Genomic DNA, 14,664 nt, shown 5'->3' with positions numbered 1-14,664 from the left:
AGATATTTTTCCTTTTATATTTAACTCTGCTTTTTAAAAGTGAGCACACAACGTAAACCACCTAACGGTGAATGTTCAAAACTGAGTGTACCACCAAGCGCCTGCGCAATTTTACAAGACAAAGCCAAGCCTAGCCCTGTTCCACCTGTACTACGCGTACGCGAATCATCTACGCGATAGAAACGTTCACCTAAACGAGATAACTGCTCATCGTTTAAACCAAATGGGCTGTCATCAACATACAAAGTCCACTCCTGCGGAGTTTGAGCTGTATGAATATGGATTTTGCCACCTGTTTCTGTGTAACGAATACTATTACTAATTAAATTAACAATAATCTGTTTAAACCGATCACGGTCTAATAATAGCGGAGAACTTGTTCCTTCAACCTGAATTTCGAGACCAGCCTGCTCAAGTTTAGGTTTAAAGTTTTCTACTTCCTGTAATACCACTTCCCATGGATTAACAGAACTCAAATAACACTTAAGCTGCTGGGCATCTGCCTGTGCCAAGTCTGCAAGGTCTTGGGTCAATTTTTTCAGACTTGAAACCTGACGCATCATCGCATCTAAATGTTCAGGGGTTGCTTTTCGAATCCCGTCTTGCATCGCTTCAATTTGTGCTTGTAATACAGCCAACGGCGTTTTTAGCTCATGAGAAGTATCTGCCACCCATTGACGTCGCGACTCTTCATGCTGATGTAAAATTTCTGCTAAATGGTTCAATTGAGTTGATAAATCGCCCAACTCGTCATTTCGTTTAATAACAACTTGATGTTGATAATTTCCTTTCGTTAATTCATTGGTTGCATTTAATAAACGCTGAATCGGCTTTTTAAAATAAGTCGCCATCAATAGCGCTGCAACTAAACTTGAAAGTAAGGTTAAAGCATAAATTAAGAGTAAATAGCGCTTTTGGTTACTAAAGAAATTAATACTCAAAGCATCTTCTTTATCTAAAACAGGTTTTAAACCCAAATATCCAACCACTTGATTGTTTAAGATAATCGGGCGAAATGACATCTGATCTGAAGAAGGTGGCTCACCTACAACAAACTGGTGTCGTGCATCATATAAGGATAAACGAGAACTCAAACCTAAACGGTCAGGCAAAGCAATAAAACGCTTCTTACCATTTTGAGTTTCAATATCTTTTAAGCTCCCTTTCTTTGATTTATTTTTATCATCACTTGGGCGAAATTGGTTTGCGCTTAAGGGGAATCTTAATCCTTCAAAGGGTTGATATTGAGAAGGTAAATTTTGCTCAAGCGTTCTTAACTCTTCATCGCTAAAAATAGTATTTTTATTTGTCGGTGCAACTTGCGGTGAAATATTAATAAGGGCATGTTCATCGAAAGAATGCTGTTGTATGGCAATGTCATATTGACGACGAAGCCACCACTGCGAGAGACGATCGTAGTCGTCAGGAGCAGCGGTTCCTTCAATTTGTAAAATCTGTGCCTGAATCGCATTCCCCCAATCATGGTACACCGTATAGACATCGCCTAGATTGGTAATGAGTCGGTCAAGCTTCTGCATTTCAACGTCAGCCACATATTTGGCAAAGTTCTTTTGCATTGTCCAGTGCAAAACGCTCAAACTTGCAGTCGCAATAAGCAATGTGGTGAGCAAGACTGTCAAAAACAACCGTAATGCAATGGGAACACGTAGAACGTTCAAAAGCACTCTCTCATTTTTACCCTATATTTCGCATTGTAACCAACAACGAAAAGAAAAACTCTCCATTGTTTCTACATCTTTATTATCTAATCTTTAAGCGATCAGTAAACACAACATTAAAAGGCTTTAAATATGAAAATGACGGCAAAAATTGCATTATTCAGTGCGGCAATTGTAACAATGGGAAGTTTAGCGGCGTGTCAATCGACGACTCAACCACCAAAGCCAGAGCGTGGCATGATGCAAGATGGCCCACGTGAAGGCCACCACCGTATGAAACATCGTGAGTTCACACCAGAACAAAAAGCAGCATGGGAACAGCACCGTGCCGAACGTCAAGCTCGCTTTGAACAAATCCAAAAAGCATGTGATGGTAAGGCCAACGGACAAGCAGTAAATGTTCAAATTGGAGATAAGACACTTGAAGGTACTTGTAACCTTCGTTTTGAACCAAAGCGCCCTCAACCACCAGTTAACGCCCCTGCTCCTGCATCAGCTCAAGCAAAATAATTCTAAAAATCATGAAACAAAAGGCGCCTATAGGCGCCTTTTGTTTATACATAACTGTTTACGATTTTGACTATTTGTATCATATAAACATAACCAAAAGTGTTTACACTCAAAGCACTTAGCTAGTTTAAGCATTTTTTTCTTGACTTTGCAGTCACAAAGTAAAGGTCCTGAGGTGCTTGTGCAGTTATGCAAGTTGTTGCACGATGTAATAGTCCAAGGTGCCTCATGGCACATTCTCATAGATTAAGATTATAACTCTGGTTTCACCAGTATTGAGGAACCCGATATGCCACAATACAAAGCGCCCTTACGTGATATGCAATTCGTTTTGCATGAATTATTAAATGCTGAAGAACACTATGCAAAATTACCTGATTTCCAAGGTAACGTAAGCCGTGAATTGGTTGATCAATATTTAGAAGCTGCGGCAGACTTTTGTGAAAATGAACTTTCTCCTTTAAACCAAGTTGGCGACCGTGAAGGTTGTACTTGGAATGATGGCGTAGTTACCACTCCAACAGGCTTTAAAGAAGCTTATCAAAAATATATTGAACTTGGCTTTCCGTCTTTATCAGCAGAAGAACAATACGGTGGTCAGGCTTTACCTAACTCTTTAGGTATTGCAATTTCTGAAATGGTTGGTACAGCAAACTGGTCTTGGGGTATGTACCCTGGCTTGTCTCACGGAGCTGTACGTACATTAGAACATCATGGTTCTGATGAACAAAAAAATACTTATTTACCAAACCTTGTTTCAGGTGTTTGGACAGGTACGATGTGCTTAACTGAATCTCATGCAGGTTCTGACTTAGGTATTATCCGTTCTAAAGCAGAACCAAATGCTGACGGTAGCTATGCAATTTCTGGCGAGAAAATCTTTATCTCTGCTGGTGAACATGACATGGCTGAAAACATCATCCATATCGTTCTTGCTCGTTTACCAGGTGCGCCAAAAGGTACCAAAGGTATCTCATTATTCATCGTTCCTAAATTCCATGTAAATGCAGATGGTACTGTGGGCGAGCGTAATGCGGTTCGTTGTGGTTCTATCGAGCACAAAATGGGTATTCATGGTAACGCGACTTGTGTCATTAACTTTGACCAAGCTAAAGGTTACTTGATCGGACCTGAAAACCGTGGTTTGAACTGTATGTTTACCTTCATGAACACAGCACGTATTGGCACTGCGGTTCAAGGTTTAGCAGCATCTGAATCATCTTTCCAAGGTGCGTTAACTTACGCAAAAGAACGTTTAGCAATGCGTTCGCTTTCTGGTCCTAAAGCTCCAGAAAAAGATGCAGACCCAATTATCGTTCACCCTGCTGTTCGTAACATGCTTTTAACTCAAAAAGCATTTGCTGAAGGCGGTCGTGCACTTGTTTACTTACTTGCTCAATATGCTGACATCGTTGAAAAAGGCGAAACAGAAGAAGAGCGTAAGTTTGCTGACAACATCTTGTCTTTATTGACTCCAATTGCAAAAGCATTCTTAACTGAAACAGGTTCTGAGTCTGCTAAGCACGGTGTTCAAGTCTTCGGTGGTCATGGCTTTATTTCTGAGCATGGCATGGAACAAATCGTACGTGATACACGTATTTCATGTTTGTATGAAGGTACAACCGAAATTCAAGCACTTGATTTGTTAGGCCGTAAAGTATTGCAAACTCAAGGCGCAATGCTAAAAGACTTTACCAAAATTGTTCACAAATTTGTTGAAGCAAATAAAGACAACGCTGCCATGAAAGAATTTGTTGAGCCGCTTGCAGCTCTTAACAAAGAATGGGGCGATCTCACTATGCAAATTGGTATGCGCGCAATGCAAAACCCAGATGAAGTAGGCGCTGCTGCTGTAGATTACCTCTACTTCTCAGGTTATATCACTTTAGCGTATCTATGGGCTCGTATGGCACTTGTTGCACAAGAGAAATTAGCAGGAGGTACGACCGATGTTGATTTCTATAACGCGAAAGTTACAACTGCTCGCTTCTACTTCAAGAAAATCTTGCCACGCGTACGTTCTCATGTAGACGTGATTGCAGGTGGTCTAGATCCATTGATGTCATTAGACGCTGAACATTTCGCTTTCTAACCATAGTTAGTTGCGATATGCAATGTTAAAAAACAAAAAAGGACTGCTCAGTTTTGACGGTCCTTTTTTTATAAAATCAATGATAAATTTACACTTTAAATTCCATATCCATTTCGTTTTACAGGATATCTAGCACAGGCCAATGTGCACAAAAAAGGTGAACGATTATGCCAATTTACAATGCTCCTTTAGCTGATATGAAATTCATCTTAAATGATGTATTTAAAGCAGAACAATTTTGGCAGTCTAATGAGAAACTCGCTCATGTAGATGCTGCAACAGCTGAAGCAATTTTAGAAGAAATGGCTAAATTTGCTCAGAACGTGACTCATCCATTAAACCGTACCGGTGATGAAGAAGGCGCTCGCTATGAAAACGGCGAGGTGTTCACACCAGCTGGTTTTAAAGATGCATTCCGTCAATATGCAGAAGGTGGTTGGATTGGCTTAGGTGCCGATGAAGAATGGGGCGGTCAAGGCATGCCAAAAATGCTCACCGTTCTTTCTGATGAAATGTTATTTGCAACTAACCCATCATTCATGCTCTACCCGCTTCTTTCTGTGGGTGCAGGTATGGCTTTAAACAGCTATGCATCTCAAGAACAAAAAGAAACTTACTTACCAAAGATTTATTCAGGTGAATGGTCGGGTACGATGTGCTTAACCGAGCCACATGCAGGTACTGACTTAGGTATTATTAAAACCAAAGCAGAACCTAATGAAGATGGTACTTATAACATCACAGGTACTAAAATCTTTATCACTGGCGGTGACAACGATTTAGCAGAAAACATTATTCATTTAGTACTTGCTAAAACGCCAGATGCTCCTGCGGGTTCACGCGGTATTTCTTTGTTCATCGTGCCAAAGTATTTGGTAAACGAAGATGGTTCATTAGGTGAACGCAACCTCGTTGGCCCAGGTTCTATTGAACATAAAATGGGGATTAAAGCGTCTGCAACTTGTGTGATGAACTTTGATGCAGCAAAAGGTTACCTTGTTGGTAAAGAAAACGAAGGTCTTGCTGCCATGTTTGTCATGATGAACTACGAACGTTTATCAATGGGTATCCAAGGTTTAGGCGCATCTGAATTTGCTTACCAAAATGCAGCGCAATATGCGACCGACCGCTTACAAGGTCGTAGTGCAGCTGGTGTTCAATCACCAAATAAACCTGCTGACAGCATTTTAGTCCATGGCGATGTTCGCCGTATGTTGTTAAACGTACGTGCAAACAATGAAGCATCACGTGCTTTTGCAGTCTATGTTGGTCAACAGCTCGATATCACTAAATTCTCAACTGATGCTGAAGCTGTGAAAAAAGCCAATAATCGCGTTGCGCTTTTAACACCAATTGCTAAAGCTTACCTCACAGATACCGCATTCCAAGCAACTTTAGATGCTCAGATGGTGTTCGGTGGTCACGGTTATATTCGTGAATGGGGCATGGAACAATGTATTCGTGATCTTCGTATTGCTCAAATCTACGAAGGAACGAACGGTGTTCAGTCTCAAGATTTAATTGGTCGTAAAACCATTAAATGTGGCGGTGCATTCATTGCTGAATACATCACTGAAATTCGTGACTTTGCAAATGACCTAGACACCGATTTGAACTTCATTAAAGATGCAACTTTAGATGCTGCAACTGAAATCGAAGCAATCACTCAGTTTATTATTGAACAAGCTGCTGAAAACGTAGACTTCCCGAATGCTGCTGCTGTTGATTATCTACATGCAGTTGGCTTACTCAGCTTCGCTTATATGTTTGCAAAAATTGCAGCGGCAGCAAAAGATAAGTCTGGTGACTTCTATCAAAACAAACTTGCTTTAGCTCAATACTTTGTTGAACGTATCTTGCCAGATATTGATGCGCGTATTGCTAAAATCAAAGCAGGTTCTGACTTAATTATGGGCTTTAGTGAAGATTACTTTACGAACCAAGCTTAATTAAGTTCTTTATAAAAAACGCCTGAAAAATCAGGCGTTTTTTATTTTGTATCTACTATTTCAATTGGCATGAAATTTGTTTAATTTCTAAACATTACGAAGCAAACAAAAGATTTTACTATGCCTGATCCCAAAAAGTATGAGCGTATTCTGGACCGATTTGGTCATTATGCCGTTGAAGCTTTTCATTATTTAGCCCTGTTTATTATTGGCTGTATGGTGGCGTGGTCCGCAGCCAATACTGTTTTTGAAATTTTGACAGTCAAAAAGTATGCTTCAATTGATGATATTTTATTATTATTTATATACTTAGAACTTGGAGCAATGGTTGGGATTTACTTTAAAACCAATCATATGCCAGTACGCTTTCTTATTTATGTTGCGATTACGGCATTAACCCGTCTACTCATTTCAGATATCCAACATGACCATAAAGCGGATATGGACCAAGTCATTATTACAGGCTCAATTCTTATTTTAGCCCTTTCTATCTTAGTTGTTCGTTTTGCATCCTGGAATTATCCTTCAGTGATGAAAGAGAAACATGCAAAAACACCAACGCCTTTAAAGCCCCCTCAGCCTCAAGATGATGAATTAGCATAAAAAAATGGCCTCAATATTGAGGCCATTTATATATTCTATATTTCAAAATTAACGGACACGATAAATTTGGTGTTTTGAGTCTACGAGTAAATATTGATTCGGTGTTTTAACCCAACGGTATCCACGTGGTGGCTCATACAAACGATGCGATCTCCAGTCTGAAACATAATAGCGACTATTGCGGTATTCTGCTGGAACACGATCGCCACGTTTAAATGCTACATATCGGCCATAGTGCTTACCGCGATCGGCATTTGACCACTGTGGAGCACGATGATCATTTCGATAGTCATGACGGCGGTCATCACGATGCTCATATCGATCATAGTTTTTACCATGATTATTGTCCCAACGATGACTTGTATCGGCCATCGCAGTAGCTGACATACCCAACATTAATGTTGAAAGTACAAGAACGATTGGCTTTTTCATGACCTATTTCCTTTTATCTTGATCTGGAGCTAGATTAAAAGAGAGTCAAGGAGAAACCATGAATAAAACAGCTTTGATTGATATTGTTTGTAATGACTATAAAGAAAATATGAAGAATCTGTATCTGTGCTACCATTACCATTTTTCAAACTAGGTCAATTGCTGTGTCTGAAATCAGTTTTGAACGTCTTCATCAATTTTTTTGCAAAGTTCCAACTGTACAAGAAGCCCGTATCATGGCTCATGGAGCAGACGGCGAACATGCTTGGTGGTTTAAGTTCAGTATTGATGTAGAACATCCGCTAGCATGGCAAACAGTTCAAGAATTAGGACATGTTTTAAACTATTTATCGACGAATGAACGTCTACCGACTTTATTCTTCCCTGTTTCTCCACCGCCATACATGAACGGTGAAGCGAAAGACTTTTTATCGTGGATTATTCAGTGTAACCATCCTGAATTTAACCCAGATGTGGTCTGTGACTGGCTTGAGGCTCGTTTACCAAATCCTGTAGATGATGAGTCGCAGTGGAAAATTAAGACTGATTTGAGTGAATTAGAAAAGTTAGATGATAAGACTTTAGATCAGTTGATTCCTCCAGCGCCTTAAATCGGACTTATGGCACAGCCTTTACTTACAGTGATGTTCTAATGTCTTTTGTACAGGCTAATGCCTCACTTTTGAGAGGTCAAAAGTGACAAAAACCTTTGTTTCACTGATGTTGCTTCCCTGCAACACAGTGAAACGGCGACATCCATGTCGCTAATCACCTTGCCAATTTTGTACAAAATCACGGCAATAAATAAGCTCCAAGTTTAGAATCAAACTAATTAAGGCTCCGTCGTGAAGATAGAGCCTCAAGCTTTATATAAAGTTAGGCTTAGAAAGTCGACAAACCTGACCATTCCATAAAACGATAAATCCAATACTTTACTTTAGACTCATCTGCATACTTCGCGTAATCGACGCTCATTTGTCTACCTTGTAGGTTTGACCAAGAGGTATTGAAGTAATCTTGCGCATCTTTAAAGACTTGATCTTGAACTTTGCCAATGACCAACATATCCGTTTCAAGGTTGTAATTTTTTAAATTACGGGCTGTAAAATTAGCAGATCCTACAATTAATTCAGCGTGTTGGGCGTTATATTTCAAAATCATTTTGCTATGGTTCTGCTCACCACGCGTGTCACACCAACGGATTGGAATTCCCGCAGCATGTAGCTCTGAAGCTACCTGACGGTTTGGTATACCATTCTTTTGTCGGCCAAATGCATCTTTATTTGGATCAAGTAAAACTCGGACAATAACCCCTCTATTTTGAGCACTTTTTAGAGCCTGAATAATCTTGCGTTCAGATAAATAGAACATACTTAAATCAAGCTGCTCTTTAGGCTTAGCTGAGTTAATCAATTTCAATACAGATTGATAAATCGCACCTTCAGTTAACACTTGAACTTGAGGTTTGGTTACGTCTTTTTCAAAGTCACCTAAAATGAGCGATGGAGAACTACTGCCTGACATTCGCGCAACCACGGCTTCAGATTGTAAAACATCTGCGGCTGTCGCTCCTATTACAACTAATGCAACATTTGAGTGTCTAGAACTACCATCATGCGGATTTGCTGAAGTCACTAGTGACTTCCAACCTGCATCGGTATCGACGACTACAGTTTTACGGTGATTCGCCTTAAAGTTAAATAAGTTCAAATAACTGCGCAGTGTAATTTTTTCATCACCGAATGGATTTGGTAACCAGCCTTTCTCAGGGTTATTTCCAACATTCTGACAGCAGATATACCATAAGCCTGACCAGAATGGATTAGAAGCTCTTAAAGGAGCTAAATTGGTTTCAATCACATCAACACCCGCTTGACGTAACTGGCGGTAATGTTCAGGGCTTAAACCACCATATACTGAGTTAATCGGGTCAGTAATTAATACAATCTGGATTTGGCGATTTTGTCTTTTTTTACTGACTAATGCATTGGTTAACTCTTGCATTAATGGCCTTTGCTTTAGTTTTGAGTCACCCACTTCTGAATTAAACAAGAACATATCGACCACAACCGTGGTTTTTGCCTCATCAATCATTTTCAAGATTTCATCAAAGATGTGCTGATCAACCTGCTGTTGCCCTTTTGCATCAAGGTAGGTTTTATCTGCTAAAAATTTGACATCGGCATGTCTAAGCTTGCCACTAAAGTTAATCCCTTGCGGCAATGGTTTTACTGTGTGATAAATTGCCGATGCAATATATGCAATAGCAACAACGCAAAGTAATATCGCCATATAACGACGCCCTGACCAATTTATTTTTTGATGAATTCGTTGAAAAATACGCATAAAAAAGACCTAACTTGATGCTTTCAAATTAGGTCTTTTGGATTGATTTTTCAAGTTTAGTTTCGTGTTAAAGCCTTAAAAACTAAAATCAACACCTACCGTAAAATTGCGTCCAACTTGTGGAATATTTGATAAGAAAGATGCATGTTGATAAACCGTGTCATCTAACAAGTTATTCGCTTTCATATAAACACGATAATCTGTTTTTGCACCATATTGTCCAGAATATGCCACCCCAAGATTAAGCATGTTATAGCCTTCAGTTTCGGTCTCGTAAGCTGCGATCTTGTCTTGGTTAAAGACATGATAATACTCAGCAGAACCACTAAAACCATCACCAAAATCTGCGTCGACTTTAGTACCTAAACGTCCTGCTGGAATACGCGGGGCATTACCTTCTGCATCAATTTTACCGCGTACATAATCACCAAAAGCACTGATCTTATACATTGGGGTAATTTGATAACCAATTTCACCCTCTGCACCATAGAAGCGTGCTTTATCTTGAGTGTATTGGACTAAACGGAAGTCTTTATAACGGTCAAGGGTTTGTGCATAGATGTAGTCATCAAACCAGTTATGGTAAACATGAAGATGGTAATCAAGTTTGTTATTATCAAAATGCAAACCTAACTCAACATTATTGGATTTTTCCTTACTGAGTTGATCATTTCCTAACTCATAAGTATTTGTCGCAAAGTGTCCACCATTTGCATATAACTCTTGAGCTAAAGGTAAACGTTCCTGATGTGAAGCGACAAAAGAAAGTTTGTAGTTCGGTGCAAACTCCCAATTCGCAGCACCTGCGTAAGAAAATGCAGAGCCATCAAAATCTTGTTTAGAGTTATCGTCTACATCAACTTCTTGCTGATCTGCACGTGCAGAAAGCTCAAAGTGTACGTCTTTCCATTGCTTATGTTCTAAAGCAAATACACTCCACTTCTTGGTAGTGGTCGGTGCCATAAAGGCTTCTTCGCCAGTTAAATTCAGTTTTTGCTGACCTAACTGTGCACCGATCACTCCTTCCCAACTTGCAATTGGGTTATGTACTAACTCAACACGCCCGTCATAGCCTTTGTTTTGGAATCGGGTTGCAATTGCTCCCTCTTCAATTTCGTCATGTTGATAGTCGGTATAGCTCGCTTGTGCACGTAACTTTTGGAAGCCTGCAAATGGATCATTTAACTCAGTTTTAAAATCATAACGCTCAGATTTTAAGTCAATCCATGGACCGCCATGTTCGTGATCATGAGCTTCTTGTCCATGATCATGAGCTTCTTCACCATCTTCATGCTCATGGTCTCCACAATGCAAATGTGGTGTTCCTGTTAAATGAGCGCTACAACTTTCGTATTCATGACTATGCCCTGGTAAGCCATATTGATCGCGACGGTTGCTATAAGAAATACCCGTATAACCACGGTCATAAATCCAAGACAATCCGACATTAACTGAATCGCCCTGAGCAAAGGTATTGTCTACACGGCGCTCTTTTTCACCTTCATGAATATAATTTGGCGCAATGTAGTTATTCGCATCACGTGTTAACCCCTCAACACGTAAAGCAACTTGGCTACCCAAGCCAACAGTTACTCCAGCGCTCGCCAGTTTTTCATCACTTCCAGTGTTATAACGTAAGCCAACTTGTCCTTCATAACCGTTTTCAGGCATTTGCGTAGGGATCTTGTTATCAATTACGTTGACTAAACCACCAACAGTTCCAGCACCAAACAGTAAAGTTGAAGGGCCTCGAATCACTTCGACTTGCTTCGCAAGTACAGGATCTACAGTTACCGCATGGTCAGGAGACAAGGTCGAAACATCAATATTTTCTGATGAATTTTGGAGTACTTTAACGCGTGGTCCATCTTGCCCACGAATCACTGGTCGACTCGAACCAGCCCCAAACTGATTAGCGTAGATTCCGACTTCACTATTCAGCGCATCCCCAATGGTGGCGGCCCCTTGCGATAAATGCTTTTGATCAACAACAGTATCTGCAACCGCAAAATCTTGTGAAGTTTGCTCAAGTGGATGAGCCTTAATTCGAATAGTTTCTAACTTTTCAACATTTTCACTTTCTGCTGCAAACGAAGGAACGGATATGACAGCTAAAATGGATAAGGTCAAAATATTTTTATAAAACTGCATTGGATGTGTCCCGGATCACGATATGTTTTATTTTTGTTATATTATAACATTTCGTTTGTTTTGCAATAAAAAACATTTCTGATTCGACGATTCGTTAGACTGGTCAACTAAATGATGTGAGTAATTTTTGATTTCTAATGCCTTTTACCATCTCTCATGCCGTTATAGCTCCTCCTCTATCCAAACTTAGCCAAAACACTTTACCAATTGCCGCGTTAGCCATTGGGAGTATGACACCCGATCTTTACCGCTTATTTACAGTTCAGTCCAGCATGCTAACGCACCAATGGAAAGGTCTGATTTATCCCAATCTTGCATTAGGCCTCGTCTTTTGTGCAGTTTGGTATTTTCTTTATCGTCCAGTGGTATACCGTTTTTTTGGTGTGCAACATGATCTTGGCCTCAGCTCTTTAAAACTTATTTTTATATTTTTTATTGGAGTTATATTTGCACTCATTGTCGGTATAGCAACTCATCTGATTTGGGATGGTTTAACACATTCAGATTTTCGAACGTTTGTATTTAAAGATGTTTTAGCGACAACTATTCATCTTTTTGGTCATCCCTACCCTTTGCATCGTCTTTTACAACTTGGCTCCTCTGCTCTTGCCTTACCTTTTCTTGGTTGGATGGGTATTCACTATTACCAGCGCTACAAACAACACTGGAAAGTAAGTAAAAAAATTAAATTTTTCGCGTGGTCTCTGTTTATTCTATCTACAGTCTTAGGCTTATTTTCATTTTGGGATTATGCACGCTACATCCCCCATGAAGTTTGGCATGCCGATACCTATTATTTTACAGGCCGTTCTATCAACGAGTTTATGCAAGGTTGGTTAAGTACCTTTAGCTTAGGATGCTTATTATTCTTGTTTTTAGATCGGCAACAAAGAATGGGATGAATCAGAAAATTTGCTGCCAAATTGCTCATTTTCAGGTTAATTTCCGCGGTTTTTTGATCTAGTTCTTGTGGCAAACCATGCAACAGGGCATAATCGAAAACTTATTTTTTTGACGGTGCGCGGTTTACGCATCCGTCTTTTCAGCCAATATAGTTTGGATATTTTTCATCATGATGCGAACTCATTACTGTGGCTCTTTAACTGAAGCCCAAATCGACCAAACCGTTACACTATGCGGTTGGGTACATCGTCGCCGTGACCATGGCGGTGTTATTTTCCTTGATATGCGTGACCGTGATGGCCTCGTTCAAGTGGTTATTGACCCAGATACTCCAGAAGCATTTGCAACTGCAGATAAAGCACGTTCTGAATATGTATTAAAAATTACAGGTCGTGTTCGTCGCCGTTATGAAGGTACTGAAAATGCCAACATGGTGAGTGGTCAAATTGAAGTTTTAGGTAAAGACATCGAAGTTCTTGCCGCTTCAGAAACACCTCCATTCCCTTTAAATGATGAAAATACCAATATTTCTGAAGAAATTCGTTTGAAATATCGTTTCTTAGATATTCGTCGTCCTGAAATGTTGGATCGTTTACGCTTCCGTTCTAAATTGACCAATCTTATTCGTAACTATTTCGAAGATAATGGTTTCTTAGACGTTGAAACACCTATTTTGACACGTGCAACTCCTGAAGGTGCGCGTGACTACTTAGTACCAAGTCGTGTACAAAATGGCAGTTTCTATGCACTTCCACAATCACCACAATTATTCAAACAATTGTTGATGGTGGGTGGTATTGATCGTTACTACCAAATCGCGAAATGTTTCCGCGACGAAGACTTACGTGCTGATCGTCAACCAGAATTTACTCAAATCGACGTTGAAACATCGTTCATGAGTGACGATGACATTATGGACTTAATGGAAGTCCTGACTGTGAAGATGTTCGATGAACTTCTTGGCGTTAAATTCGATAAATTCCAACGTATGACTTACGCAGATGCAATGCGTGACTATGCATCAGACAAACCTGATATGCGTATTCCGTTGAAACTCGTTGACGTTGCAGATTTAATGCAAGAAGTAGAGTTCAAAGTATTTGCGGGTCCTGCAAAAGATCCTAAAGGCCGTATTGTTGCTTTACGTGTTCCAGGTGCAGCGTCATTGCCACGTAGTGCAATCGATGAATACACCAAATTTGTTGGCATCTATGGTGCAAAAGGTTTGGCTTACATCAAAGTTAATGAACTCGCTAAAGGAATTGAAGGCCTTCAATCTCCAATCGTGAAATTCATTGAACCGATCGTACTTGAATTGTTGGCACGTGTTGGTGCACAAGATGGCGATATCGTATTCTTTGGCGCTGATAAAGCTAAAGTTGTAAATGATGCAATGGGCGCACTTCGTGTGAAGATTGGCCATGATTTGAATCTTGCAACTTGTGAGTGGGCTCCACTTTGGGTTGTTGATTTCCCAATGTTTGAAGAAACTGACGATGGCAAATGGACTTCTGTTCACCATCCATTCACTCTACCAAAATCAAGTGTAGAAGAAGTGAAGAGCAATCCAGGTGAAGCACTTTCTGTTGCTTACGACATGGTATTGAACGGTACTGAAGTTGGTGGTGGTTCTCTACGTATTTATACATTAGAAATGCAAAAAGCGATTTTCGAAGCGCTTGGTATTTCTGATGAAGAAGCAGAAGAGAAATTCAGCTTCTTATTAAATGCACTTCGTTACGGTGCTCCTCCTCACGGTGGTTTGGCATTTGGTCTTGACCGTTTAGTGATGTTAATGACTGGCGCGACTTCTATTCGTGACGTTATTGCATTCCCTAAAACGAAGACTGCTGAATGTCCACTTACTCAAGCACCTGCTCCTGTTGAAGCAAATCAGCTTCGTGACTTGGGTATCCGCTTACGTGAAAAGCCAAAAGCTGAAGAATCTAAATAATTTTTAGATTTTCAAATTAAAAACCCTGCTTATGCAGGGTTTTTT

General features: G+C 40.0%; 11 protein-coding genes. 7 read left to right on the top strand and 4 right to left on the bottom strand.

What is annotated here, in order from left to right; all coding sequences use genetic code 11:
* Window positions 1-20: 20 nt before the first annotated feature.
* Window positions 21-1,679, bottom strand: a complete 1,659-nt coding sequence (baeS, locus tag QLG01_RS11065) for a sensor histidine kinase efflux regulator BaeS (protein ID WP_049838143.1) — start codon at window positions 1,677-1,679, stop codon at window positions 21-23.
* A 132-nt stretch (window positions 1,680-1,811) separates the two neighbouring features.
* Between baeS and QLG01_RS11060 the strand changes: the two genes are divergently transcribed.
* The 4 genes from QLG01_RS11060 (at window position 1,812) to QLG01_RS11045 (ending at window position 6,833) form a co-directional block, all read left to right on the top strand.
* Window positions 1,812-2,189, top strand: a complete 378-nt coding sequence (locus QLG01_RS11060) for a hypothetical protein (RefSeq protein ID WP_282496449.1) — start codon at window positions 1,812-1,814, stop codon at window positions 2,187-2,189.
* Window positions 2,190-2,478: 289 nt separating this feature from the next.
* On the top strand, window positions 2,479-4,281 hold the full coding sequence (locus tag QLG01_RS11055; RefSeq protein ID WP_282496448.1) for an acyl-CoA dehydrogenase C-terminal domain-containing protein: 1,803 nt from the start codon (window positions 2,479-2,481) through the stop codon (window positions 4,279-4,281).
* A 167-nt stretch (window positions 4,282-4,448) separates the two neighbouring features.
* Window positions 4,449-6,230, top strand: a complete 1,782-nt coding sequence (locus QLG01_RS11050; RefSeq protein WP_151826656.1) for an acyl-CoA dehydrogenase C-terminal domain-containing protein — start codon at window positions 4,449-4,451, stop codon at window positions 6,228-6,230.
* A 120-nt stretch (window positions 6,231-6,350) separates the two neighbouring features.
* A complete protein-coding gene (locus tag QLG01_RS11045) occupies window positions 6,351-6,833 on the top strand; it encodes a phosphate-starvation-inducible PsiE family protein (protein ID WP_004789131.1) in 483 nt (160 codons plus the stop codon).
* Between the two features lie 48 nt (window positions 6,834-6,881).
* On the opposite strand, the gene QLG01_RS11040 is transcribed toward QLG01_RS11045, so the two are convergent.
* Complete coding sequence (locus QLG01_RS11040; protein ID WP_004789127.1) at window positions 6,882-7,265, bottom strand: RcnB family protein; 384 nt, start codon at window positions 7,263-7,265, stop codon at window positions 6,882-6,884.
* 164 nt (window positions 7,266-7,429) lie between these two features.
* Here QLG01_RS11040 and QLG01_RS11035 point away from each other — a divergent pair, with 164 nt between their 5' ends.
* Window positions 7,430-7,876 (top strand): hypothetical protein, encoded by a 447-nt coding sequence (locus QLG01_RS11035; RefSeq protein WP_004789125.1) that lies wholly within the window; start codon window positions 7,430-7,432, stop codon window positions 7,874-7,876.
* A 271-nt stretch (window positions 7,877-8,147) separates the two neighbouring features.
* Here the strand turns inward: QLG01_RS11035 and QLG01_RS11030 are convergent, their stop codons facing one another.
* Together QLG01_RS11030 and znuD are read right to left on the bottom strand one after the other, a co-directional pair.
* A complete protein-coding gene (locus QLG01_RS11030; RefSeq protein WP_282496447.1) occupies window positions 8,148-9,611 on the bottom strand; it encodes a phospholipase D family protein in 1,464 nt (487 codons plus the stop codon).
* 75 nt (window positions 9,612-9,686) lie between these two features.
* Window positions 9,687-11,762: a zinc piracy TonB-dependent receptor ZnuD gene (znuD, locus tag QLG01_RS11025; protein ID WP_282496446.1), complete on the bottom strand. Its 2,076-nt coding sequence runs from the start codon at window positions 11,760-11,762 to the stop codon at window positions 9,687-9,689.
* 137 nt (window positions 11,763-11,899) lie between these two features.
* On the opposite strand from znuD, the gene QLG01_RS11020 reads away from it, so the two are divergent.
* A complete protein-coding gene (locus tag QLG01_RS11020; protein WP_282496445.1) occupies window positions 11,900-12,664 on the top strand; it encodes a DUF4184 family protein in 765 nt (254 codons plus the stop codon).
* Between the two features lie 170 nt (window positions 12,665-12,834).
* Window positions 12,835-14,619: an aspartate--tRNA ligase gene (gene aspS / locus QLG01_RS11015; protein WP_004789117.1), complete on the top strand. Its 1,785-nt coding sequence runs from the start codon at window positions 12,835-12,837 to the stop codon at window positions 14,617-14,619.
* Window positions 14,620-14,664: the final 45 nt, after the last annotated feature.

Origin of the sequence: Acinetobacter sp. V89_4 (genome assembly GCF_029967875.1) — a bacterium.
In the GTDB taxonomy this organism is placed as follows: Bacteria; Pseudomonadota; Gammaproteobacteria; order Pseudomonadales; family Moraxellaceae; genus Acinetobacter; species Acinetobacter oleivorans.
This window is presented reverse-complemented; position numbering and strand designations above follow the sequence as displayed.